Source organism: Lysinibacillus sphaericus, from assembly GCF_000600105.1.
Taxonomy (GTDB): domain Bacteria; phylum Bacillota; class Bacilli; order Bacillales_A; family Planococcaceae; genus Lysinibacillus; species Lysinibacillus sphaericus.
The window spans coordinates 1,719,740-1,745,335 of the sequence record NZ_CP006837.1 but is presented as its reverse complement, the minus strand read 5'-3'; the positions used below and the strand labels follow the sequence as shown (position 1 = coordinate 1,745,335).

The following is a 25,596-nucleotide window of genomic DNA, read 5'->3' as shown; positions in this document are numbered from 1 at the left end:
GTCTCACCTACCTTTCAAATATCGATAAATCGCCAGCTCTAGCTGAAAGACGACCATTTTCGTAAATGCCCATTTTTTCTAACCAAGCTAAATATTCAGGTGCTGGTGTTTTACCAAATGTTTGGAGTAATGTTGCAACATCATGGAAGCTCATAGACTGATAGTTCAGCATAATATCGTCTCCCATCGGTGCCGCAATAATAAAGTTGACACCAGCTGCAGTTAGTAACACACTTAAATCTTCCACATCATTTTGGTCAGCCTTAATATGATTGGTGTAACAAATATCCACGCCCATAGGAATGCCGTGCATTTTACCCATAAAATGATCTTCTAACCCTGCCCGAATGACTTGCTTGTTGTTATATAAATATTCAGGGCCAATAAAGCCAACAACTGTGTTGACTATGTACGGATTAAAATGTCTAGCAAATCCATAGTTGCGTGATTCGAGTGTTACTTGGTCTATGCCCATATGTGCTTCAGCCGAGAGCTCGGAACCTTGCCCAGTTTCAAAGTAAAATAAATTTGGGCCCGTTCCCGTTCCCTGTTTCTTCACGAGTTCCTCTGCTTCTCGAATTAAGTCAGCAGAAATGCCAAACGAACGGTTTGCAATTTCTGTCCCTGCAATACTTTGGAAAATCATATCGGCAGGAGCTCCTTGCTTAATGGCTTTCATTTGTGTTGTAATATGAGCCAATACACAGTTCTGCGTTGGAATCGACCAATCAGTAATAAATTCTTTTGTCGCCTGTAACACCTTTTTAACGCTTTCGACCGAATCATCTACTGGGTTAATGCCGATAACTGCATCACCGATTCCATAGGATAATCCCTCTTTTAATGAGGCAATAATGCCATCGATATTGTCTGTTGGATGGTTCGGCTGTAGTCTTGAAGAAAGCGTACCCTTTTGCCCTATCGTAATATTGCAAGTTGATAAGATTTCTACTTTATTGGCTGCATGAACAAGATCTAAGTTAGACATCAATTTCGTAACGGCTGCAATTACTTCTGAATTCATGCCTTTACTTAAACGTTTTAACTCGCGATCACCTGTATCATTCGATAAAATGTATTCTCGAAGCTGTTCAATACTCCAGTTTTTTATTTCGCCATATATTTGTTCATTAATATCGCCTTCAATAATGCGTGTCACTTCATCATTTTCAGGTGGAACTAGCGGATTCTCGCGTATATCCTTGACTAACAATTCACTTAAAACAGCTTTTGCTGCAATTCGTTGTTGGACAGATTCAGCAGCAATCCCTGCTAGCTGATCTCCTGATTTTTCCTCATTGGCCTTAGCCATCACATCTTTTAATGACTGAAAATTATATTTTTCTCCACCAAATATCACCGATAGATTCACGTTCATCCTCCTTACTTTGAGTGGAAAGCAAGTGTTTTCACTACAATGGGGACAACACCAGAAGGTAGCACTTCCCCAATGTCAATGTAATCGCCTGTTTCTACTTTAATTTGATCGATGCATAGTATAGGAACTGTTGGATTAATGGCTTGTAGCGTTTGCCCTATGACCTTTGCATAATCTGATTGAATGACTATGATAATTGGTATGTCCTTGGAGCTTCTTGTTCCTAAGTATCGTAAAACGGCCTCGCACAATGCATGGACATCTTCAAAACTTAAATACGGTAACTCACTAAAATAAAGTGCAAAGGGTGCGCGGTGATCATCCAGTGAAAAAAGTGCATCTGCTCTGTCCACTGCTGTCTTCACGGTTTGATCAAACGCTTTCGTTGCTACACCTGAACAATTAAATACAGGAATATTTTTTAACGGTAATACATCCGCATCAACTTGAATCGTTGCACCACTAATTTCGGTTGTTTGGGTTCCTGCTCCAGTTACTGTAGCGCGAGCAGTTTCCTGCGGCTGTAGCCATAAAAACGCTTGAAGTTGCTCATGTTGTAAAAGCATGTTCGCAAGTTTTTCACCAATATCATCATATTGGCGCTGCGAACAATCATGATCATAAATGCAAGAAGCTACACCACCTGAAAAAACGATTGCATCCACAGGCTTATGCCAATTTGGTAAATGTCCTAACAATAATGGATGTTGTGCATCTTGTAGTTGTCCGCTTAACGTGTTAGCTAAAAAGTCCGCCATTTCTTGAATAAGTTGTGCAACGCGCGCGTCTTCTGCAGAGTCACCTACTTGTAATGGATTAGACCAATGCTTCATTAATTGCTTTATAGGAGGTGAGATAGAATAGACTTTGCCATGCTGAAATTCGATTAATCTACCGCCAACATGTAAGGTGCATGTACCGATTACTTCACCGAACTGCATCACTGCAATATTTGCCGTACCGCCACCAATATCTATATTGGCAATTACTTTAGCTGTGTTTTTGGACTGTTGCACAGTCCCCGCCCCTTTTGCAGCAATAATCCCTTCTAAATCCGGACCCGCAGTGGCAACTAAAAACTGTCCAGCTGCATCTGCAAGGGTATGGACAACCTCCCTAGCATTTTCTTTCGTAGCAGATTCACCTGTAATAATAATGGCGCCTGTTGAAATATCCGCTGGTGAAATTTGAGCCAATTGATATTGCTGAAATATAAATTTTGCTATTTGTTCCATATCAATAATGTCTTTCGTAACAAACGGTGTTTTAATAATAGGACTTTGATGCAACACCGTTTTTTCAATAATTTCTATTCGTGGCACATGGGTCACACCAGCAACATTTTTCAACAGAAAACTACTGACAACCATCTTTGTTGTACTTGTCCCAATATCAATGCCTGCACTATAAATTTTTTCTGTCTTCAACCTATACCTCCTCTATGCCACTATGGGCAATATATGAGATAGGGACTATCACGGTCCTTGACAAACTGGCGAATTTCTTCGTCTGACCGCAGTTGAATAAGTGGTGCAATCAACTCAATGCCCTGCTTTTGCCATGCTGATGTTTTCACAATTGGACCGTGCGTCATCACATTTTTTAACAATGCTGTTGCTCTTTCTACATCTGCAAGGGGTGCATCAATTTTGGTAATGACACCAATTTGAATTTTGGGTATACCCAAGCTAAACTGCGGAGGAAAAACACTCCTTGATGACGTGGCATCTTGCAAATAAATCACATGTGTTACTTCAAGTGATGTTGCCATAATATTTCTGTAGTACATTGGATTTTCTATATATTCTCCAGGTGTATCAACAATCCAGTCATCAAATACGAGTGCTTGGGTTTTAATAGCTTGTCCATCTTTGCCTAATAACGCATTCATTAGCGTTGATTTACCAGCTTGCACACCACCTATTATCATTACTCGATTTTTCATTTGACACATCCTATGACTTCGTTATTTTAGATGGCGTATAACCGAGCATTTCCGATAAAAAACGATTAATCTCCAACATCGCCATTTCTACTTCAGATACACTGCCAACAATAACGAGACTACCAGTAAAACGGTCTAAAAAACCTAGTTTTACATTGGCTGCCTTTGTTGCTAAATCCCCAGCAATAATAACTGTTTCGCTCGGTGTACAAGTCATAATGCCGAGCGCACCTGCTTCTTGTATACCAAGTTTTTGAAACATATCTGGATCAGGATTTGCAATAAGATGACTCAATGTTAGTTGCTTACCCGGCACAAACTCCTGAATAAAACGTTTCTTTTCCTCACTCACATTTCATCACCTCTTTCTATCAAGACTTTTGATCTGTTAAATATTCTCCCTCTTTAATAATGCCTGCCTTACGATCCTCTTGTTCTAGTTTTAATGCGGTCGGTACTGATAGCTTGTAAGCTAAAATAATGGCAAGCACCCCTGCTAACAGCTTCCCTGCTATAACAGGCAATATAATGGTTGGTTGGAAATTAGCCGTAAAAGATAAATGGTCGCCTAACAGGAATGCTGAACAAACCCCGAAAGCAATGTTGATTACTTTATCTTTTGGTGGCATCTGACGAACAAGTGTAAACATGGCCAAAATATTAGCACTTGTCGCTAAAATCCCTGCGCTTCCTACTGAAGAAAGACCTAATTTCTTCCCTGCTGTTTCAAGCGGTTTAGAAGCATATTTTCTTATTAAGTACACCATTGGGAATGCACCCGCTAACATAATACCGATATAACCAGCCGTTTCTAATGCGCGGAATTGGTCGACACTATCTGCCATGATGGGATCAAAGCCCCATGCCCCAAAAATCTTAGTAAAAATGCCTGTGAAAATTTCGACAATAGAGAATACAAGCACAAGCTTAATACCTGCATCCATCACACGACCGAAAATCATAAACCCTTTGATCATGCCATTCGGAATAAGCTTTAGCCCTAACGCAATTAAGATAACAAAAATAAATAACGGTAATAAATTAAGTAATATTTGTAAAATAGAAATGGCAAACACATAGGTTGGTGCAGATGTTGTACTAATCACTTCACGAACCTCTGTGTTAAACATCACAATCATAATCGACGAAATAAATGCACCAATCGGAATCGTTAATACGCCTGCCATAATGCCTAATGCCATATACTTATGATCACGCTTGTCTAACATCGCAAGCCCCATCGGAATCGAGAATACAATGGTTGCACCTGACATAAAACCAACGACAAGCGCCATCACCCATCCTTCATACGACTCTTTTAAAGCATTTGCTAATTGATATCCCCCCATGTCCGACGCTAAAATTGCTGTAGCTGCAATTGCTGGGTCAGCTCCAATCAATTCAAAAATCGGACTAATAAAATGACTAATAAACCACGTTAAGTAAGGTATAGCTGCCATGATTCCTGCCGCTGGTACAAAAATATGACCTACTGTATGGAGTCCATTCATAAATTCTTTACCAATTCCATACTCTGCATCTCGAATCGCTCCGATTGCCCCTAAAACTGCACAAATCATAATAATATAAACGATGATCGTTCCTATCATTGCCATCCTACTTATCCCCCCTTTGATTTTGATAAATATATATAAAAAAAAGACGCATTAAAGAAAAATTCTCTTTAAAGCGTCTTTGCTTCATCTATTTACTTGTAATGTATTTATAATTCGTTTTGCAATTGTTACCATTTCCTGTTGACTTTGCATACTCTCATTGCGAATTTTTTTATATGCCTCGTCTTCACTAAGATTTTCTACTTGCATCAGTAAACCTTTCGCTCGTTCGATGACTTTTCGCTTTTCTATCTCGCTTTGCTTATGCAATAATTCTCCGTTTAAACGGTTAAATTTATCGATTTGATGAAACGCCACTTCCAACGCTGGTAGGACATTTTTCTCAGAAAACGGTTTCATAACATACCCTAAAATATTATCCTGTTTCATGTATAATAACAATTCTTTTTCACTATAAGCAGATATAAAAAGCACTGGTATACCGAGCTGCTGTTCAATAATTTTACTCGCCTTTAGTCCATCTAGCTTCGGCATTTTGATGTCCATTAGTATCAGCTGAGGCTTATGTGTATAAGCTAGTTCAATCGCAGATTCGCCATTATTTGCCTGTGCTACTACTTCGTAACCATTATCTTCTAGCATAAACTTCAAATCAATTGCAATAAGTGATTCATCTTCGACAATCATAACTTTCCTAGTCATTTAGGATAAATACCTCCTCACTTACAGGAAACTGAATTTGAGTATGTGTACCTTGTTCACTAGGGATAATTGTAAATGTGCCAGCTAAATCATATTCAACAAGTCTTGTAATAATCTCCATTCCAAAAGATGCCTTCACCTCTTGCATCCCAACGCCGTTGTCGGAAATATGAAGTGAAATAAAAGATGCATCCTGAAGAAATTTTATATCAATTGTTCCTTCCTCACGATCAATAAAAGCATACTTTAAAGCATTTTGTAATAACTCACAAATAATTAATGCGAGTGAAACCGCCTTTTTAGAATGACAATATAGCTGTAGTTCATCGTGATGGAAGATTAATTGAATGGCTGCTGTATGAGAAGTGCCAACCATTTTATACCCTATTTTTTTAGACAAAGCGATAACATCCACTTTTTCTTCCGCATTATCCTCATTTTCTAAAATAAGTTCGTAAACAGAAGAAATACTATAAATGCGATTTAATGCTTCCTGAAAAGCACTTGCATTTGAAGCCGCTAGGTCATTGCGCATTTGCAGTCGCAATAGGCTTGTAACCGTTTGTAAATTATTTTTTACACGATGATGAATTTCCCGTATAGCAAATGTTTTCATCATCAGTTCATTTTCTTTCAGCTTTAGCTCTGTTAGATCATGAATAATAAGCAGTGTCACTTTATCATTTTGACTGCGGATAGGAATTTTTTTCACAATAAAAGATTTACGATCAATCGTAATTTCTAAGAAAAAGACATCATCGCCTTTATCATAGACCTCTTGTAAAAAAGGTAATATTTTATCCAAAGCAACATTATCGAAATTTTCTAGTCCTGAAAGTTCCGTTATAAATCGGTATCCTGCAGGATTGCTATAAATGACCTTATTTTCATGATTTGTCAGAATAATTGACTCTACTAATAAATCAGACACAACAGGAATTGGCTGCGCGTTGGGTTCGACAATATGCTCAATTAATGCAAAAGGCATATTTTGAAAATCATCCTTTGGTGCAGTTTGCATCTTAACCTTTTTTTCTTGAATCAACACGGCGATAACCTGTCCATCATCATTAAAGAGTGGGACAACGTTTTGTTCTACAGTTAGACCTTCCTGTGTGATTGCTCTCGAAATGGATGATCTTTCTTTATGTTTAAAAGCTGCAAATACTGCTGGCTCGAAGCTTTCAAAGACAAATTTTCCAATCACTGATTTTTCATATAAACCAATTTCTTTTGTAGGGAATGCCTCTGCTACAACAATTGCATGTGGTAAATTTTCCATCATACAATCTATGAACATATAGCAATCTGTCAACTCAGCATAATAAGATAGTGTAGTTTCAATTTCTACTAACTTCTCGATATCCTTACCTGATAAGCTTGTATATTTACTACACAACGATTGAATGCTCGACAGGTCCACCCCCTATCATAGAATACTCAACAGTGATTGTGACTATTCCTTTAAATTTCTTGTCATCATTATAAACCTTTTGCAAAATTATTTTCAAGAAGAAAAATTTTTATATTTAATAAAATTCATTGCATTACAAAGAACTATATAGTTTAAAACAGAAATATTCAACACTTTTTTCGACAATCTCTAAAATCGGCACAATAATTATTATTTTAAAATAGCAAAAAGGCAAGTTTACGCCAATGGTAAACTTGCCTTTTTTTTTACTTTATTTCTGGTGTCACTGCTAAAATATTTTCAAATGTTTTCTGCTGTTTCGCTTCTTCCTCATTTAACAATATATGAATATCGCCATGATCATTCGATGTGCGAATTAATCGTCCCATTCCTTGTTGCAAACGCAATTGCATAAATGGTAACTCTACTTCTTCATACGGATTTTCAGCAAACGTCCGTTTCGCGTCAAATAATGGATCATGTGGTGGGAAAGGTAAGTCATATATTATCACACGTGTTAGCGCCTCTTCTGGCAAATCTAAACCTTCCCATAAATGGTAGGAACATAGTGTTTTTACTGTACCTTCTTGGAAATCACGAACAATAGCTGATAGTTCACGATCTCCTTCAAACGCCACATACATTCGCTCCATTAGTGGTAATTCTGCTTTAAAGTTTAACATCGCTTGTTTTGATTTGAATAATATTAATGTTTTCTCACCGTCTCGTAACAATTGTTGGACACGGGCTGTTTTATTATTTTGAGATAGCTCATGTAAATAAATTCTCATCACTGCTTCATAATCAAACGGTGATGGAACTGAGAAAGATTGGTAATTATGGATACCAAGACTATAAGCAATATAGGAGAAATCCTTATTGACAGATAATGTTGCAGAAGAAAATACGATTGGAAGCTTTTTTGAGAATAACTTTTCTTCTAAAACTTCTGTAATCAGTCGTGGCATAATAACTAATGTTTCTTCACCATCTGTTTCCTCTAACCAATCAACAGCATCGCCTTGTGCAGTAAAAATGCGAAGTGACGCTTGATATTGCTCTAAATATTCCTCTGCCATATTTAACTCATACTCTGGAATCATATACATTTCTGATTCAAAAACAAATTCTTCTAGTAGTACATCTACATCGGCAATCAATTGTTTACCATACTTTAAAAGTGTCGCAGATTTATTAATACGCTTCCGTTCTTCCTCAGACGCCACAATATCATCACGTAACTGATCGAAAAATAGTTCGTGATCGTCTTGCAATTTTTCCATTGCGTACAAAGTTCGTTCACGTACCCCATCTACCATTAAACGCTCTAACAGAGGAACAATCGTCGTTGCCTGCACCTTATATGTCATTGCCTTTTGCGCCGCATATTCCAATAAATGCCCTTCATCTAGCACCATCATTGATACTTCAGGAAGTAACGCTAATTGCCCTTCACGTTCACGGGACTCTTTCGTTGCTAAATGCTCCATTAAAAAGTCTTGCGAACAAATAATTAAATCCGTTGATTTACGGTAATGTGCGCGATGTAATGTTTGACCACAGCGATTACGCAAATCACATACTGAACATTGCATGATTGCATTATAATTTACTTTATGCCAATCTTCATCACTAACCGTCGGATAATCACTGCGATCACCATATGGTTGCACTGCAATCATTGAACCTTGTGCATATACACCATCGGGAATTGAAAAAGCAATATCATCGATCCACTCATCCGTTTCGACTTTTTCTGCTTCTTCAAAACGCTTTAAGCATAAATATTGATCACGTGATTTTGCTAAACGGACATCAATTTCTAAACCGAGTGTTTTTTGTAATTTATAAATATCGCCGCCCTCTTTCACGAGCTGGTCGATTAATGTTTCATCTGCACAGGCAATGAGCGCTGGCTTACCTGTATAGCGTGCATAGGATACAGCCGGCAGTAAATAAGCAATCGTTTTTCCTGTTCCTACTCCAGCTTCAGCAAATAACACATTTTTTTCTTTTAGCGCCTGTTCAATTTGATAGGCCATGAAAATTTGCTCATCACGGCATTCAAATCCTTTTTCTGGTAATTCATCATAAAGGACATCGCCCATCCAGTCACCTAATGACTCGAAAAATGAGCGATCCTTCGTTAATGCAAATGGTAAAGATTTACGCAATTGACGTTCCCCCTCATACAATCTGTTCCTATTATACGCGACGAAACGGAAGATAAGAAAAAATCTTATCTTCCGTTATTCTAGTTAGTCTCTCTTGGACTTTTGTCCCCAATATTGATAATAATTCGTTTCAATAAAACCATTGAATAATTTACGTTTTTTCGTTGTTTGACGACCGTATAATTCTTCGAAGTTTTTCATGGAGGATAGCATGTATACCGACCAAGTTGGGTAGTTTTTCATGACTTGTCCTAAATCACGAATGACTTGTTCCACAACTTCTACATCGCCTATACGCTCTCCATATGGAGGGTTCCCAATCATTACACCATCTGTTAGCTGTGTTGTAAAATCACGAGCTTGCATTTGTTTAAACGTAATAATATCCCCAAATCCTGCTTCTAGCGCATTTTCTTGTGCAATACTTACCATGCGGTGGTCAATATCTGATCCAATTATTTCAAGTGGTTGGTCATAGTTGGCTATACTATCCGCTTCATCTCGCACAGCATCCCAAATTTTCGCTTTCATCCACGGCCAACTTTCAGAAATAAATTCTCGATTATAACCTGGTGCAATATTTTGTCCATACATTGCTGCTTCTAGGGCAATTGTACCTGAACCACAAAATGGATCGACAAACGGACGGTTCGGATTCCATTTAGAAATCTGAACAAGTGCAGCGGCTAATGTTTCTTTTAGCGGTGCTTCCCCTTGCGCTTGTCGGTAGCCCCGCTTATGTAAGCCAGCGCCAGAAGTATCAATAGTAAGTGTAGCCACATCTTTTAAGATTGAAACTTCGATTTTGTATGTTGCCCCTGATTCATCTAAAAAACCAAGGCGTTTGTAATGCTGTTTCATGCGTTCAACGATTGCTTTTTTGGTAATCGCTTGGCAATCTGGCACACTAAATAATTTAGATTTTACTGATTTCCCTGAAACAGGGAAAGATGCATCCACCGGTAAATATTTTTCCCATGGTAATGCCTTTACACTTTCAAACAATTGTTCAAAAGACTTTGCAGGAAATTGTCCTACAACAATTTTTACTCGATCTGCTACACGTAACCATAAGTTGGCACGAGCAATGGCCGTTTCATCACCCTCAAAATAAACTTTGCCATTTTCGACTGTCGTTGTATAACCGAGTGCCTGTACTTCTTGTGCTACAATCGCTTCTAAGCCCATTGCAGCCGTTGCGACTAATTTATAGTTTGCCATACATTATTTCCTTCCTTGATGTTCAATTTCCCAATACTCAATATACTCCAGCAATTCGGGAAGTGGTAATGGTTTGCTGTAATAATAGCCTTGGATAATATCACAGTTCATTTTCCGTAGTATATCCACTTGTTGCGCTTGTTCTACACCTTCTGCTACAACTTTCATTTTTAGACGATGCGACATTTGAATAATAGCATCTACAACTGCCTGTTTTTCATCGAGCGAGCAAATATGTTGAATAAAGCTACGGTCGATTTTTAAACAGTCGAGTGGGAATCGAACTAAATAGCTCAATGATGAATAGCCTGTACCAAAGTCATCAATAGAGATTTTAAAGCCAAGCTGCTTTAGACGGACAAGCTTGCTTACCGTTTCCGTTGCACTATTCATGACAGTGCGTTCTGTAACCTCTATTTCAAAATTATTGGCAGAGGTGTTATAACGTTCTAATATTGTTTGAATGGACTCTAAAAAGTTTTGCTGTTTAAAATGAATGCTCGAAATATTGATAGCAATCGGTATTTTGCGACCAAATTGTTGTAACTTAGCTGCAGCTTCACATGCTTTCTCAATAATTACTTCACTTAAAGGAATGATAAGGCCCGTTTCTTCCGCATAAGGAATAAATTCTGCAGGCGATACAAAGCCAAGTCGCTCATTATTCCAGCGAACAAGCGCCTCTAGTCCTTGTATATGTTCGTTTTCCAACATAATTTTAGGTTGGAAATGCAACTCAAATTCACGATTTTCAATCGCTCTACGCAATTCAGAATCTAACAAAAGAACGCGCTGCGTGTCTGTTTGTAATTCATCAAAATAAAACGAATAGCCGTTAAGACCATTCTTTTTGGAATAGGTCATCGCCTTATCTGCACAAGTAATAAGTTGCTCGGATGTTTCGCCATCAGCCGGATACATACTTACGCCAATGCTTGTTGAAACAAAAATTTCTTGTCCATTAATGTTCATTGGCTGTTCCATTATAGCAATAATTTGCTCTGCAAATTTTGCTGCTTCGCGAACATTTTTTACATTCGTCAATGTGACGATAAATTCATCTCCACCGTATCTTGCAATGATATCTTTGTTTTTGAGCAATGTTTGAATACGTCTTGCTGCTTCTATCAGAATCGTATCTCCCACCGCATGCCCTAAAGTATCATTTATTTGTTTAAATCTGTCCAAATCCAAGAAATAGACAGCATGCTGTACTGAATGAGAAATAGTAGAAGACGATTCCAGTAAGCTATCCATTCTCTCAATATAAGCAAATCTATTCGATACATCTGTTAATGAATCCGTTAACAAACGTTTTTCTAGTTCATTTTCTACTATTTTTCTTTCAGATAAATCTGAGAAAATGCCACAATAGTTAGTAATTTCTCCACTATCATTCGTTATGCTAACAATTGTTAACCATTCAGGATACACATCTCCTGTTTTACGACGATTCCAAATTTCCCCTTGCCATATTCCTTCTTGTCGTATCTTTTCCCACATTGTCAAATAGAATGATAACTCATGTACACCTGACTGCAATACCGCGGGCGTTTTTCCTATCACTTCATCGCGTTTATAGCCTGTAACGAATTCAAATGCTGGATTAACCATCTCTATTTTTTTATGTTTATCCGTAATCATAATGCCTTCAGATACATTTTCAAAAATTTTCTTCAGTAAGGAAGTGGGGTATTTAGAAATCGAATTAATCTTATCCAGATTAGTAATTACTCCGCCCATATTTCCGCTCCATCCTATTTATCGATACTACCCTTATTTTTAGAAAAGCGCGTTCCTACTCATTTAGTAGGTATGTATGTCGCGTTCATACGATAACGGTGATGTTATAACTTCGAAGCGTATCGACAAAGGCACAATCCATGGTATTCATATTACCTCAGGCCTATATCGCGTATGACTAGACATCGTTAAGTAACAGTTACTTCTTTTATTAGTTCAAAAGAAAAGCTCTCCACCGAATTGGAGAGCGCTTGTTATTTCGTAGATAAGCATCAAAAAATTCAATAAGCCATGTTTTGTTCCCGAGTACTCAAACAGCTTACGCCTCGTACGACCGGGTAGTAATCATCTATCTACAGAGCGAACTCTGTCCCTCTATCCGTTCAATTCCTTCAAGAGAGTGCCCCTACCATAATTTGGGTTTCTCACTCGTGGGGTTTACCTCGTTCCACCTTGTATGTTTCCAAACAAGCTTCGTCACTGTGGCACTTTCAGGAAGTGTCGACCATATCCAATAGACTTAGGTCTTCCTTCCGCCGTCAGCTTTAAGCTGCCTTACCTTATTTTTTCAGTAAGCACGAACACTACGGCCATCGCAGAACCGTGTGAGCATGGACTTTCCTCTACGACGTCTAGCGCCGCAGCGATTACTCGAATTTCATGATGATACGAAGATTATACTAGACTTTTATGATAAATACAATGTAAATGATAAAAATTATTCGTAAAGTTTACTACCAAATACATGTTTTTCTAAATTTGAAAGACGTTTTAGAATATCAAAGTTGGTTGTACCCGCTGCGGATGCGGCTGGTTGTGGTTGTCTCTTTGGTGTATTCTCGATTTCTTCTTTTAGTTGTCTATTCTCTTCTCTTAATTGAGCAACTACTTTTTCAAACGATTCATAATCTTGAATAATTTCATCAAGAAAAGAATCGACCTCTTCTACATTATAGCCTTTAAAATTTTTCTTAAATTCCTTTTCAAGAATCATTTTTGAAGTTAATTTAATGTCCATACACATCGCCCTTCCTCGCACTACATACACGAATTCATTATAGCATATTTCATAACATTATATCGTCTGCAAACATTAATTGTAAGGCTAAACTTGTCGTTTCTTGCGCTTCCCCGGGAAATTATTGCTTATTTCCTAATCTGTGCAATCTCTTTTCCCAAGAAATTTCCCATTTTTGTTTTTGTTCCATTCGCCAATCCTCAGTCGAAGTAATCAGTTGTATGCCTTCTAATGTATAAACAAGGGCCTGTTTCATATCTTTTAAGTGATGCTCATAGATTATGGCTAGTTGTTCTAGTGCCTGCAACTTTTTTCGTGGCTCTATAAAATGGAGTGAAGCAACGAAGGCATCAACAGCTTCGCTATACTGCTTATTTTTTTTAAGTTGCATAGCAAGATAAAATTGGGCATTTCCCGCTTCACGCGCATCAAATTGAGCTGTTACCTTTTCTAAAACGTTTACACTTTGTGGACGTTTCTTTAAATCAGCATACCATTTCCCAATATTCGTGTAAGTATTGGCTGATTCATCACTCGATTGTTCAAATAATAAGTAAGTGGAATGAACATACAAGGTAATGAGCGACAACAAATCCCACTCGTTATGAACAAGTACCTTCATAAGTGCATCTGGCACACCACTTTTCACAGCATCTAAGTAAATAATTGGCGCTAAGTGTCCTGGGATATCCCCAACGCGTGAGAAACCAAGCTTTTCTTCTTCTACTGATTTTAGTTTCAACCGCTCCATATCATTTTTCCATAATCGCTTCGAGCTATGCAATAAATCGATTTGGCGCTGGGTACGAAGTTTAGGTAAAACTTTTTGGTTGAGTGTCCAACGTGTTTCTAGCTGTGGCCAGTCAAAGCTTTTGCCATTATACGTAATAATTGTCGCTGTTTTTTGCCAAAGCCTTGACTCAAACAGCAAGGCTGCTTCATGTGCTGGATCAGCTAAGACATATTGTGTTAATACAAAATCGTGTTTGGTCACTTCTAAAAAACCAAGAAGAAAAATTTGTGTTCCAACACCCTTTAATCCTGTCGTTTCTGTATCAAAAAACAGGACATTTTCGTCCACATCTAATGCATAAGGATGATCAAAATCAGCGGATTGCCATTTAATTAGCGCGTCAAAAAATGACTGTAATGGATAATGACCGTGCTGATAATGGAAAGGATAATGTACTTGTCGCTTAAAAACAATACCAAACTCATTATCGATACGCGTAAGACCAGCTTTCTCCCACTGATTCACATAGTTTGGTATAACCGGCTTTTGATACGTTGATTGCTCATTGGCAACTGGTTGTTGCACCTTTTTTCCGAGCATTTTTTTCATTTGTAGTATTTTATTTTCGTAAGACATCGACTTCACTCATTTTCTACCTGTAAGATTTTTTAATATTGTTAGCAAGCTATCAATTAAGGTGGAAAGCCTGTTGCCAAAGCAAACTTATTACAATATGTTCCACTGAATAACCTTATCGATTACCTAGAATCTCTTATGCTACATATATCATACCAAATCTAGACGACTAAAAGGCTCATCGCGCTATTCTGTACCTATCATTGCCTCAATTTGTTAGTCAAAAAAGGTGTACGATAATCACGTTACTTTTAGATATGGTGAATAAAGCCAATGTTATCATACGTACCAAAATGAATTTTAATGAATTGTTATGCACCGATTGTTTGCATATGAATATCTTCATTTACAAAGTTTAAATTGTTTAATTAATGAATATTCCAACTAAAAACGCTTTTATGCCACTATTTCCCTCAATAAACAGGTCCTCTAAAACTATCATATTAAATCTTAATCATTAGTAAAGCACATCTTCTCACTTATGTAAAAAGTGAAAAGATGTGCTTTTTCGATTAGCGATTCATTGCTCGGTACATCAATGCAACAAATTGTGCACGTGTCAGAGGATCATTCGGTTTAAAATAGCCATCATCCCCTAATGCAATTCCTTCTTGTTGTAAGGTCGCTATATAGTTGTAACTCCAATGTGTCGGTGGCACATCTTTAAAATGGCTTATACCATTGGGTGTTAGCTGTAACGCTTCTACAAGCACTTTAGCCATTTGTGCACGTGTCAGAAAGGCATCTGGATGAAATTCTCCATTTGAACCATCGACAATCCCTGCCTGATATAATTTCGTAATAGCTTCATAATATGGATGACTCGGCAAAACATCCTTAAATGATACCGTCTCACGTATTGCTTCTAGCTCAAAAGCACGCGTAAACATAATGGCAATATGCTGACGTTTAATATAATCATTCGGACGAAATGTTTTATCGGGATAGCCAGTAATAATTCCTTTTCTCGTCATATCCTGAATCATCTCCCAAGCCCAATGCGTTTTCGGAACATCAGAGAAAATAATGTCTTGCGCCTCCGTCTCTGGTTTTGATGGCTCAGTATGTGGCGTTTCCACAGGATTACTTGGTTCATTTGATGGCGTTTTTGGATTCTCTGGAACGGACGGCGTTGTTGGTGTCGAAGATTGACCATCACTACCAGATGAACTATTTACAAACCATTTTGCATATAGCGCTGTATCTTTTGTCACCACATCTATTAGGAAATCCCATTGTGTTGTCAAAGTATCGCTCTTATACCAGCCCGCAAACGTATGACCTACCTTTGTTGGTGCTGCCGGTTTCGTTATTTTTTTATCATATGTTATAGTGACGGGCGCTACGGTAGTTCCACCATTTGTGTTAAAGGTCACCGTATAACTATTGATTGCCCACTTACCATACAAGGTTGTATCCTCTGTCACTGTTTCAGTCGCAAAATCCCACTTGTTAGTTAACGTCGCATCTTTGTACCAACCGGCAAATGTATAACCTGTTTTTGTTGGCGCTGTTGGCGCTGTTGCTTTTTCGCCATATGTTGCTGTGATTGGGGCTACCGCTGTACCACCATCTGTATGAAACGTCACCGTATAGCTATTTGCGTCCCATTTCCCATACAAGGTTGTATCCTCTGTCACTGTTTCGGTCGCAAAATCCCACTTGTTAGTTAACGTCGCATCTTTGTACCAACCGGCAAATGTATAACCTGTTTTTGTTGGCGCTGTTGGCGCTGTTGCTTTTTCGCCATATGTTGCTAAGATTGGGGCTACCGCTGTACCACCATTTGTATGAAACGTCATCGTATAGCTATTTGCGTCCCATTTCCCATACAGGGTTGTATCCTCTGTCACTGTTTCGGTCGCAAAATCCCACTCGGTAGTCAACGTTGCATCTTTGTACCAACCGGCAAATGTATAACCTGTTTTCGTTGGCGCTGTTGGGGCATTGATTTTGTCGTCATAAGAGATTGTTAAGTCTCCTACTGGACTACCACCGGTTGCATCAAAGCTGACCGTTAATTGTTTTGGCAAAAGTGTAACACCTGAGCTTGTTATCTGACCGAGTCCTGTTGCGTCGAATGACAACTGTGCGCCAGAAACATTTGCTGCATTCACTGATCCTAAATCAGAAAAGCTGACGATTCCAGCATTTGCTTTCGCTGTTAACGTCCCTGTTAATGTCCATGCGCCTGCGTCTTTTTTCGCCACAGTAATAATTTTAGTATAATCATTGACACTGACATTTTCATAAGCATCATAAAGTGTCACTACAGGTTGTTGACTAAATAACCCTCCATTTATTGTGGGGGCTTTAAGATCTGTCGTTACCTTCATGCTAGCCGCACTTCCCGCAACTGGTGTAATCGTTACCGAATTGCTACTAGCTGTGTTTACACCTAACACACTAAACTCAATTGACTGTGTCGTTGCTGCATTCAATTTCAAATTCGCTGTAGCTATTCCGTTCGTGAAGTCTATAGCGACTACTTGACTTGATGAAGTCAATGGCTCTCCATTTACATTCCCAAACGACCCATTGGGTGCTTGGTTGTAGCCCAAAATCGTAACGTTTTTAATGCCATTAAAGGTTGTATCTATATCTCCCAGTGCATTTTTTACAGATAACGTAATCATATTATCGGAACCTACTGTTGGCGTATTCGATGCCACCGAAGCGACCACCGTTTGCGCAGGTTTTGGAATGAATTGTACACTGGTCGTGGCGGCAATGGCATTGCCATTAACAGTTGCACTGAGTATACTCGTACCAACAGTGCTAGGAGCGGTTAGAGTCGCTGTATAGGTACCATTGTTATGAGTTGTGACGGTACCAATTATCCCTAGAGTTGACGATATACTTACTGTCGCTCCACCAGTTGTAACATCATTTCCTTGCGCATCTTTCAACTTCACGGTTACAGTCGTCTGGCTTGTTCCGTCCGCGAGCAGCGAACTATCGTTAACAGTAACGGTGCTCTTTGCTAATGATGGTGGACCAGAGACAAATTGCACGCTAGCCGTTGTTGGTATCGTTCTTCCACCGACACTTGCATTGATGCTACCAGTACCGATTGTCGTCGGGGCAGTTAGAGTAGCCGTATAGCTACCATTGTTATGATCCGTCACAGCACTAACCGTTCCTACTGATGACGCAATCGTTACCGTCTCCCCACCCGTTGTAATGTTATTTCCTTGTGCATCTTTTAACTGGATGGTCACAGTCGTCTGGCTTGCCCATCCGCTACAAGGCTAGTATTATTGATTGTCACTTGACTCTCTGCTGGGGATAGTGCGTAATCAGGAATCATATACGTTTTGAAAGTGAAATCTATTCCAAACCCTGATGAGTACCCTCTTGAATACGCATCATAGTTACTTGTAAACCACCCAAAACCAGCACTGCCACCGTTTTCAGTAGAAACAACCATTCGATACATCGTTTCCCTCGTCAAATATGGTAATATGCTTGAAAAATCAACCGATGTCCAACCCGAGCCGAATGATGCTAATTGTGCAGAGCCAAGGGGTGTCGATAAATCGCCTTCCTTGTAAATACTTACTTTTAGTGCTCCAGGTGAACCAAAACGATCCATTATGCCAATATCAATCTTGCTTAGTTGCCCAGAATAGAAAGGCGTAAATGTTTGATAGCGTGGATAATCAGAATTAACCCAAATATTACTAGAATAACTCGTCTGCTCTTGATCCAAAACATCAGAAGTAGCGGCTTTAGCACTTCCCCCAAAAAATAGAACGATACTTATTGTAACTACTAGAAGTAATACAACCGATAGCTGAAATTGCTTTTGATTGTTCATCCGTGTCCCCCACTCTTTAACCTAAAATAACCAGTTAAATATTTATCTTTTTTCTACTTTTTAATAATACTGATTTATGGTCTAATAGAAAATATTTTTTTCAGATACACACTTATTTTTTTGATTTTTTTTATAATTGTTAAAATTGTAAAACTACACAATAAATCATTCTACCTTCGGGTAATCAACATGAGGTATTCAGTATTCATCCTATGAGAAAAAAGAATATGGTAAGAATAGAGTAGAAAGCGTTCATTCGAAGTAGTCTAACTTATTTAAACAAACACCTCAGTTGATATGCGTCTTTTCTAACACACAAAAGGACTTCAAACAACATTGGTCTGAAGTCCTTATATTTGAAAAAAGATTGTTCGATATAATATATTGATGTATTCAAGCTCCCTATTGGCGCTACTTTGACAAATTTGTATGAACAGTCAAACAATGTACGATTAAGCTCATTAGGAAGTAACAGACCATGTTGATAAGGAGCTGCGGAATGCGAAGAAAGGGATGGAGCCAGTCATAACCATCATTCAAACCCCTCAACCACTACTTTCCCAATGGTTTTTCCATTTTCAAGAATTGCGTGTGCTTTTCTCAAATTTTCTGCATTAATTGGATAGAGAATTTCAGATATTGTGGTTTTTAAAATATGACTATCAATTAAAATAGCTATTCTATTTAAAAGTTTATGTTGGTTTATCATATCTTCAGTTTGATACATCGACCGAGTAAACATGAGCTCCCAAACAAACGTTACACTTTTATTTTTTAATAAAGTTAAATTAAGTGGTTCATCCGTTTCCACAATAGAACAAATCGTTCCTTGTGGAGCTATGACCTCAGCCATATTAGTCCAATAATTATTTGTGGAATTTAAACACAGAATATAGTCAACCGCTTCAATATTAAGTAAATTTAACTGTGAAACAAAGTCCTCATAGTGATTTATCGTATAGTCTACACCTAATGCTGTTGCCCAATTTTGTGACTCTTGTCTCGAAGCTGTACCTATAACAGTTAATCCAGCCCATTTAGCCAGTTGGATTGCAATAGAGCCCACTCCCCCAGCCGCACCAATAATTAAAATGGTTTTATTTTTATTATCCTTTGAAAAACTACTAATTTTCATTCTATCGAATAATGCCTCATATGCTGTAATTGAAGTCAATGGTAATGCGGCAGCTTCCGCAAAATTTAATGTCTTTGGCATATGACCTACAATTCTCTCATCAACAAGATGAAACTCACTATTACAACCTGGACGTGTTATATCTCCCGCATAATATACCTTATCGCCGGGTTTAAACAGTGTGCATAATGGCCCTACTTCTTCGACAATCCCAGCCACATCCCATCCTAAAATTTTTGGCATGTCTTCAAACTTGTCTTTCGGAGATCTCACTTTATAATCGACGGGATTCACTGAAACCGCCTTTACTCGAATTAATAAATCTCGGCCTTTCGCCCTTGGCTTTTCTATTTGTAAATCTAATAAACTCTCTGGATGATCAATAGGTAAGTATTGTTGTAAACCTACAGCTTTCATTTTTTTCATAAAGAAAATTACTCCTTTATCACTTATTTTTAATCATTTCCCTTACGTCTGTTATAATAAGCTAAATGATTATTATTATGTAAGTACGCACATTTTTGTTTGATAGTATCAATTTTTATACTAATTACTTAGGAGATATTCAAATGTCAGACAGTAAATTAAATCTTTATACAGCTTGTCCAGATGCCTATGGATGTCCCGTTGAAGCAACACTTGGCGTAATCGGCGGAAAGTGGAAAGGTGTTATTTTATATCATCTTATGTCAGGAACGAAGCGTTTCAATGAATTTAGACGCTTAATGCCCGATATTACCCAAAGAATGTTAACGTTACAACTTCGTGAATTAGAGAAGGATGGAATCATTCATAGAGAAATCTTTAAAGAAGTACCGCCTAAAGTAGAATATTCACTAACTGAGTTCGGGCGAACACTTGAACCTATAATTAAACTAATGAGAGATTGGGGAGAGCAGTACAATTTAAAAAATAATAGTATCTTAAAGTAAAAGCGTATAAATAAAAATAACCAAGTCTACGACATATGACTTGGTTTTTGTTTTTTATTCAACTACATTCGCAATAACTTTTTAATACCCCCGTTACGTTAGTGATAACCTCCCCCAGTTGCATTTTTGAGCCACACGGTGCACCTTGTTATATAATCCACCAGTTTCTATCTCCTCTTACACATAAAAGAAAAAACAATTTTTTTATCCCTCACCTCTATTACCCAACTTTTTTTCTTGCAAGTATTGAAATTAAAGTGATGTTATATCGTTCATTCAATAAAATTTATTATTCACTATATATTTAATTTTTAAAATTATTAGAATATAAAAATGCCATTTCATTATTCCTTGTCTATTTTTTAACAAAAAAATAACATTTTATAACTTTATTTCTAAAATTAAAATGATAGGATTATAACATTATTAGGAATTGGAGAGAACAACTTATGTCTATACGGAACAAACTTTACGCAGGATTTGGAACTATCATTTTATTTTTACTCATTAGCTCATCATTAGCCTATTACCAAATGAACAAATTGAATAACCAGTATACATTCTTACTGGAAGATAGAGTATACAAAACTATACTAGTGAATAAGATTTTGAATGCATCCTCGTCTCAAGGAAACTACATTCGATCGTATATACTAGAGCCGGATAATCCAACAACACTAGAGAAATTAGAATCTCACAAAGAATTAATAAATGATGAAATTACAGAACTAGAGAGCACTTTTAATGAACAACAATTACAAAAAGAAATACAAACGCTAAAGGAGAATCAAGCAAAATTTAACGCAGCTTCACAAGAAATTTTAAACATTTATAACGGTGAAAATTTACAGGAAGTTATACATATTCTAAGTAATAATGCAGGCCCAGCAAATTCAGCAATCCAATCCTCTATTAAAGAAATTGTCAATTTTCAAACTAAAAAAATGATAGAAGTACAGGCGAATTCCACTAAATCTGCAAAAGTTGCTTCCATTTTAATTATTGTTATTTCTGCGATTTCAATTATTTCAGCTATTTTTATTGCTTTAGTGTTAACTCGTGCAATTACGATCCCAGTTAACAAATTAGCGGCTTCTGCCAAAACGATTGCTGAAGGTAATTTAAATCAAGAAGATGTAAACGTCAGTACTAAAGATGAAATTCGCAAATTAGCCGATTCATTTAATCTTATGAAACACAATTTACATAAACTAGTAAATAATGTGGCGACAAATGTGGAACTAACTACTTCTTCTGCTGAAGAACTAGCAGCTAGTATAGACGAAGTATCTCATTCTTCGAAAGATGTAGCTAAACGTGTAGAAAAAATGGCCTTAAATGCAAGCCAAGCCTCATCTAATGCTCGTGAATGCTCTATGACTCTCGATGAAACTGCCAACGGTGTACAACGTATTGCAGAAGCCACGCAAATATTGAATACCAAAGCTTCAGACACTCAATTGATTGCAAATAATGGTGGCGAAATATTACAAGCAGTTGAAAGTCAAATGCTTGTTATTCAACAAACTTCCAATGATACCAATAATCGTATTAAACAACTAACCATCCAATCAGCGGAAATAGAAAATATTACAAAAGTTATAACAGACATCTCAGAACAAACAAATCTTCTTGCACTCAATGCTGCTATCGAAGCTGCTCGTGCTGGGGAACATGGAAAAGGGTTTGCTGTGGTGGCTGAAGAGGTTCGCAAACTAGCGGAAGAATCAAAAGAATCTGCTAACAAAATAGTGAACATAACATCTCTTATTCAGCAAGATACAAAAGAAGTGGATAAAGCTGTATCTGTATCTGTTCAAAAAGTTGATGAAGGCGTGTCATACATTGCGGATGCACAATCTGCATTTGGTGATATCCTAAATGCTATTGGAGAGATAAGTGCTCATATAGAAGAGGTATCTGCCTCTACACAACAAATTTCTGCTAGCACTGAAGAAGTAGCTGCATCGATCAATGAATTATCATCTATTGCTGAGCAGGTAACTGTACAGTCTGAAATGATATCCGCCGCAGTAGAAGAAGAAACGGCAACTATTCACGAAATTAATTCTGTGTCGAAATCAATGAGTGAAGGTGCTATGACGCTACAAGACGAAATCAATAAATTTCAAGTTTAAAATAGGTTAATTCATTTAAAACTCCAGAGGAAGTATTTGCTGGGGAACTGAATAAAGGAAACAACGAAAACGTTGTTTGATTCTTACGCTATAAGGATTTTGTGTAGCTTATCAAGAAGCCTAAACAACCGTTCATTGCAGTAAATGTGATAAGCTTCCCAAGTAGTATTTAAAGATAAAATCTATCTACTTGGGGAGCATTTTTTACATATTCTTTCAATATATTGTGCGGAAGAATACGATAATGGCAATTACGAGCATCCCACCGAAGAAAATAATTTGGTGGTATAACAATAATACACCCCATCCCCTCTTCTTTTGTGTATATTAATATAAAATTTGCAGTAACTCTTTAACTTTCCGTTTCATGTTTACTAAAGCATTTTGAGGCCCAATACAGGATGGGCAGCCCGATTCACAAGGGCAGTTTACGACATGATTCATTGTCTTGGTCAATAAGTCTTCCCATAAATCATACACTTTTTCACTTAAACCAATGCCGCCTGGATACTTGTCGTACACAAAAAACGTTGGCAAATTATTATGTGTAGCCTTTACCTGTGGAACTACTGCTACATCACTGGCGTCACATTGGATGAATAGCGGGATAAAGGCATTCATTGCATAGGCTGCACCTGTCATCGCCTCTGTTAATTCTGCCTCAGACCATTGTAGTGTATTGCTAAAGGACAACCATGACGAGCTTGTATGCATTTCATCTGGTGGTAGATGGATTGGACCCGAGCCAATATTATCTTGTTTATCATTCAAGCTTATTTTCTTAAAGATGGTAGCCTGTGCGACTAATCCTACATCACCAAAGCTAATAGTCCCACCTTGGTAGATGCGACTTCGATCTTCTTCAAGCACTTTCATCTCTACTGCTAAATTCGCGTCTGTGTAATAATCAACATCTACTTCTCGCACAAAAGCTTTTTTTTCTTCCCAATCAAGTTTTTCTACTTGATATTGAATGCCCTGATGCAAATAGATTGCTTCTTCATGTAATAATGTCATAGCACTATGGCGATCCATTTCCCCAATGACTTTTGTACGAGCAGGTACTGTCATATCAATAATTACAACATTTTCTTGAGATGCTGAACGGAGGCTTATATCATGTGCAGGAAAACGATCACTCATCCAATGCCATTTTTCACTCGTTTTAAAAACAACACCTTCTTCTGCTAAATAGTCGAGCAGTTCTTGTATGTCATATTCTCCGTACGTATCGCTTGTTGTGAACGGTAACTCAAACGCCGCACATTTAAGATGATCCATTAAAATCAACATATTTTCAGGATATATACGTGCCTCCTCGGGGTCGCTCCCTAGTAAAAATAGTGGATGATCTACCACATATTGGTCTAGTGCAGTAGACTGTGCAACATAAATAATAAGCGCCTCGTCTTGACGTCGACCAGCTCGGCCCGCTTGTTGCCATGCACTTGCGATATTTCCCGGGTAGCCTGTCATAATACATGCCTGTAATTGACCAATATCCACCCCTAGCTCCAGCGCATTCGTACTAACTACGGTTTGAATTGTACCATCACGAAGCCCACGTTCTATAACACGTCGCTCTGACGGTAAATAGCCTCCTCGATAGCCACGCACAGATTCATCTTGTAGCTTATTGCGCGTCAGTTCTTTCAAATAAGTAACAATCATTTCAACACGCACACGACTTTTAGCAAAAATAATCGTTTGAATGCCAGCTATATAAAGTCTTTTGGCAAGATCACTTACCTCTAAAACCGCACTACGCCGAACACCAAATGTTTTATGGATAATTGGAGGGTTGTAAAAAAGGAATGTTTTTTTACCAACTGGAGCACCTGAATCAGCAATTAAAGTGTGGGTATCATTTGTTAAATTTTCAGCTAATTCTTTTGGGTTTTTTATCGTTGCTGACGTACAAATAAACACAGGTTTACTACCATAAAATTCACAGATACGTTTCAATCTGCGAATGACATGTGCCACATGTGAACCAAATACACCTTTATATGTATGTAATTCATCAATAACGATATACTTTAAATTTTCAAAGAGCGATACCCACTTCGTATGATGCGGTAGTATACCTGAATGCAGCATATCTGGATTGGTCATCACAATATGCCCTGCTTTCCGTACCTTTTGCCGAATACCAGGAGCCGTATCACCGTCATACGTATAACTTAAAATGTCCTCTCCACTCTGTTCAATCAGGTCATTTAAATCATTTTTTTGATCCTGTGCTAACGCTTTCGTTGGAAATAGATAAATTGCCCGTGCATTGCGGTCTTCTAAAATTTTTTGTAATACAGGTAAATGATAGCAGTAAGATTTCCCTGATGCTGTCGGTGTTACGGCAGTAAAGGATTTGTGACTCGCCGCCAAATCAAACGCTTCCCGTTGATGTGTATACAATTGTGTAATTCCTCGGGCATGTAATGCTTTCACAAGCGCAGGGTGTAAATTTTCTGGGAAAGGCGCGTACTTCGCTTCGCGGCCTTCTAAAGTGTGCCAATGAATAATTCGCTCTTTTAATTCGTCATCATAGCGCCATTCATTTAACAATGCATTAATTGTCCGTTTTTTCGATAACATGATGTTGCGCCTCCTTCACTAAGCGATAAAAATTATTTAACGTATAGGAAGTAGAATGCGTTGCATCTAAAAAGCGTTTTTTACTTGTTTCTTTATAAAAAGATTGCACAACAAATTGCTCCATCGATTCAGCCGCTGAAGCAATTTGTCCTATATGCATATATTTCGGTCTGTTTTTTTGAATCCAAGCAGTCGCCTCTTGCTGCCACTCTTTCAGCAGTTGATGAATGACATCCGCATGCGGCTTGACTTCTGCAAAAAAATCTGGCGTCCGATCCTCCTCGCGCATTTGCCAAAAGCGTGCAACACATTTTTCACATTCATCTATTAATATGGAAGTTTGCTGTATTAATAACAATTTCGCACCTCATCTCTTTCATTGTACCTTTAGCTAATGATTGTGTGATTATCGTTCACAACCAATAATACACTGTG

19 protein-coding genes and 1 other RNA gene are annotated in these 25,596 nt (G+C 37.8%); 2 read left to right on the top strand and 18 right to left on the bottom strand.

All coding sequences use genetic code 11. From position 1 onward, the window contains the following. Positions 1-7 precede the first annotated feature (7 nt). The 16 genes from T479_RS07975 to T479_RS07905 form a co-directional block, all read right to left on the bottom strand. Complete coding sequence (locus tag T479_RS07975; RefSeq protein WP_029747306.1) at positions 8-1,378, bottom strand: ethanolamine ammonia-lyase subunit EutB; 1,371 nt, start codon at positions 1,376-1,378, stop codon at positions 8-10. 5 nt (positions 1,379-1,383) lie between these two features. Next, positions 1,384-2,805, bottom strand: a complete 1,422-nt coding sequence (locus T479_RS07970) for an ethanolamine ammonia-lyase reactivating factor EutA (protein WP_025219164.1) — start codon at positions 2,803-2,805, stop codon at positions 1,384-1,386. A gap of 20 nt (positions 2,806-2,825) precedes the next feature. Continuing rightward, the gene (locus T479_RS07965; RefSeq protein ID WP_024363382.1) at positions 2,826-3,323 is read right to left on the bottom strand and encodes a EutP/PduV family microcompartment system protein; all 498 of its coding nucleotides are present in this window, start codon (positions 3,321-3,323) and stop codon (positions 2,826-2,828) included. Positions 3,324-3,333: 10 nt separating this feature from the next. After that, positions 3,334-3,675 carry an ethanolamine utilization microcompartment protein EutS gene (eutS, locus tag T479_RS07960; RefSeq protein WP_024363381.1) on the bottom strand — a complete coding sequence of 114 codons (342 nt, stop codon included), beginning with the start codon at positions 3,673-3,675 and terminating at the stop codon, positions 3,334-3,336. 19 nt (positions 3,676-3,694) lie between these two features. Beyond that, positions 3,695-4,939: an ethanolamine utilization protein EutH gene (gene eutH / locus T479_RS07955; protein ID WP_024363380.1), complete on the bottom strand. Its 1,245-nt coding sequence runs from the start codon at positions 4,937-4,939 to the stop codon at positions 3,695-3,697. Between the two features lie 84 nt (positions 4,940-5,023). Continuing rightward, positions 5,024-5,602 (bottom strand): ANTAR domain-containing response regulator, encoded by a 579-nt coding sequence (locus T479_RS07950; RefSeq protein WP_024363379.1) that lies wholly within the window; start codon positions 5,600-5,602, stop codon positions 5,024-5,026. Beyond that, a complete protein-coding gene (locus T479_RS07945) occupies positions 5,595-7,001 on the bottom strand; it encodes a histidine kinase N-terminal domain-containing protein (RefSeq protein WP_025219163.1) in 1,407 nt (468 codons plus the stop codon). Before T479_RS07945 ends, T479_RS07950 begins: the two co-directional genes overlap by 8 nt. 281 nt (positions 7,002-7,282) lie before the next feature. Continuing rightward, entirely contained in the window at positions 7,283-9,190 is a 1,908-nt protein-coding gene (locus tag T479_RS07940) for an ATP-dependent DNA helicase (RefSeq protein WP_025219162.1), read from the bottom strand. 84 nt (positions 9,191-9,274) lie between these two features. Continuing rightward, entirely contained in the window at positions 9,275-10,411 is a 1,137-nt protein-coding gene (locus tag T479_RS07935; protein WP_025219161.1) for a THUMP domain-containing class I SAM-dependent RNA methyltransferase, read from the bottom strand. Between the two features lie 3 nt (positions 10,412-10,414). Next, positions 10,415-12,154 (bottom strand): sensor domain-containing protein, encoded by a 1,740-nt coding sequence (locus tag T479_RS07930; RefSeq protein WP_024363375.1) that lies wholly within the window; start codon positions 12,152-12,154, stop codon positions 10,415-10,417. A 280-nt stretch (positions 12,155-12,434) separates the two neighbouring features. Further along, an RNA gene (rnpB, locus tag T479_RS23135) (RNase P RNA component class B) lies at positions 12,435-12,813 on the bottom strand. 59 nt (positions 12,814-12,872) lie between these two features. After that, on the bottom strand, positions 12,873-13,172 hold the full coding sequence (gpsB, locus tag T479_RS07925) for a cell division regulator GpsB (RefSeq protein ID WP_024363374.1): 300 nt from the start codon (positions 13,170-13,172) through the stop codon (positions 12,873-12,875). Positions 13,173-13,293: 121 nt separating this feature from the next. Next, positions 13,294-14,541 carry a ribonuclease H-like domain-containing protein gene (locus tag T479_RS07920; protein ID WP_025219160.1) on the bottom strand — a complete coding sequence of 416 codons (1,248 nt, stop codon included), beginning with the start codon at positions 14,539-14,541 and terminating at the stop codon, positions 13,294-13,296. A 512-nt stretch (positions 14,542-15,053) separates the two neighbouring features. Then, on the bottom strand, positions 15,054-17,762 hold the full coding sequence (locus T479_RS07915; protein ID WP_025219159.1) for an InlB B-repeat-containing protein: 2,709 nt from the start codon (positions 17,760-17,762) through the stop codon (positions 15,054-15,056). Next, the gene (locus T479_RS07910) at positions 17,759-18,361 is read right to left on the bottom strand and encodes a hypothetical protein (protein ID WP_025219158.1); all 603 of its coding nucleotides are present in this window, start codon (positions 18,359-18,361) and stop codon (positions 17,759-17,761) included. Before T479_RS07910 ends, T479_RS07915 begins: the two co-directional genes overlap by 4 nt. A gap of 532 nt (positions 18,362-18,893) precedes the next feature. Further along, positions 18,894-19,913: a zinc-binding alcohol dehydrogenase family protein gene (locus T479_RS07905; RefSeq protein ID WP_025219157.1), complete on the bottom strand. Its 1,020-nt coding sequence runs from the start codon at positions 19,911-19,913 to the stop codon at positions 18,894-18,896. A gap of 152 nt (positions 19,914-20,065) precedes the next feature. Here T479_RS07905 and T479_RS07900 point away from each other — a divergent pair, with 152 nt between their 5' ends. Together T479_RS07900 and T479_RS07895 are read left to right on the top strand one after the other, a co-directional pair. Further along, positions 20,066-20,428 (top strand): winged helix-turn-helix transcriptional regulator, encoded by a 363-nt coding sequence (locus tag T479_RS07900; protein WP_025219156.1) that lies wholly within the window; start codon positions 20,066-20,068, stop codon positions 20,426-20,428. Positions 20,429-20,877: 449 nt separating this feature from the next. After that, positions 20,878-22,566 (top strand): methyl-accepting chemotaxis protein, encoded by a 1,689-nt coding sequence (locus T479_RS07895; protein WP_025219155.1) that lies wholly within the window; start codon positions 20,878-20,880, stop codon positions 22,564-22,566. Positions 22,567-22,893: 327 nt separating this feature from the next. On the opposite strand, the gene T479_RS07890 is transcribed toward T479_RS07895, so the two are convergent. Beyond that, a complete protein-coding gene (locus T479_RS07890; protein WP_025219154.1) occupies positions 22,894-25,161 on the bottom strand; it encodes a DEAD/DEAH box helicase in 2,268 nt (755 codons plus the stop codon). Beyond that, a complete protein-coding gene (locus T479_RS07885) occupies positions 25,136-25,519 on the bottom strand; it encodes a YppE family protein (RefSeq protein WP_024363368.1) in 384 nt (127 codons plus the stop codon). The genes T479_RS07890 and T479_RS07885 overlap by 26 nt, the downstream gene beginning before the upstream one ends. Positions 25,520-25,596 lie beyond the last annotated feature (77 nt).

What these genes read in the sequence shown, in the direction of transcription:
- T479_RS07975 (WP_029747306.1), bottom strand. Translation starts at nt 1,378, where the DNA reads ATGAACGTGAATCTATCGGTGATATTTGGTGGAGAAAAATATAATTTT.
- T479_RS07965 (WP_024363382.1), bottom strand. Translation starts at nt 3,323, where the DNA reads ATGAAAAATCGAGTAATGATAATAGGTGGTGTGCAAGCTGGTAAATCA.
- eutH (WP_024363380.1), bottom strand. Translation starts at nt 4,939, where the DNA reads ATGGCAATGATAGGAACGATCATCGTTTATATTATTATGATTTGTGCA.
- T479_RS07950 (WP_024363379.1), bottom strand. Translation starts at nt 5,602, where the DNA reads ATGACTAGGAAAGTTATGATTGTCGAAGATGAATCACTTATTGCAATT.
- T479_RS07935 (WP_025219161.1), bottom strand. Translation starts at nt 10,411, where the DNA reads ATGGCAAACTATAAATTAGTCGCAACGGCTGCAATGGGCTTAGAAGCG.
- T479_RS07930 (WP_024363375.1), bottom strand. Translation starts at nt 12,154, where the DNA reads ATGGGCGGAGTAATTACTAATCTGGATAAGATTAATTCGATTTCTAAA.
- gpsB (WP_024363374.1), bottom strand. Translation starts at nt 13,172, where the DNA reads ATGGACATTAAATTAACTTCAAAAATGATTCTTGAAAAGGAATTTAAG.
- T479_RS07920 (WP_025219160.1), bottom strand. Translation starts at nt 14,541, where the DNA reads ATGTCTTACGAAAATAAAATACTACAAATGAAAAAAATGCTCGGAAAA.
- T479_RS07910 (WP_025219158.1), bottom strand. Translation starts at nt 18,361, where the DNA reads ATGAACAATCAAAAGCAATTTCAGCTATCGGTTGTATTACTTCTAGTA.
- T479_RS07905 (WP_025219157.1), bottom strand. Translation starts at nt 19,913, where the DNA reads ATGAAAGCTGTAGGTTTACAACAATACTTACCTATTGATCATCCAGAG.
- T479_RS07900 (WP_025219156.1), top strand. Translation starts at nt 20,066, where the DNA reads ATGTCAGACAGTAAATTAAATCTTTATACAGCTTGTCCAGATGCCTAT.
- T479_RS07895 (WP_025219155.1), top strand. Translation starts at nt 20,878, where the DNA reads ATGTCTATACGGAACAAACTTTACGCAGGATTTGGAACTATCATTTTA.
- T479_RS07890 (WP_025219154.1), bottom strand. Translation starts at nt 25,161, where the DNA reads ATGTTATCGAAAAAACGGACAATTAATGCATTGTTAAATGAATGGCGC.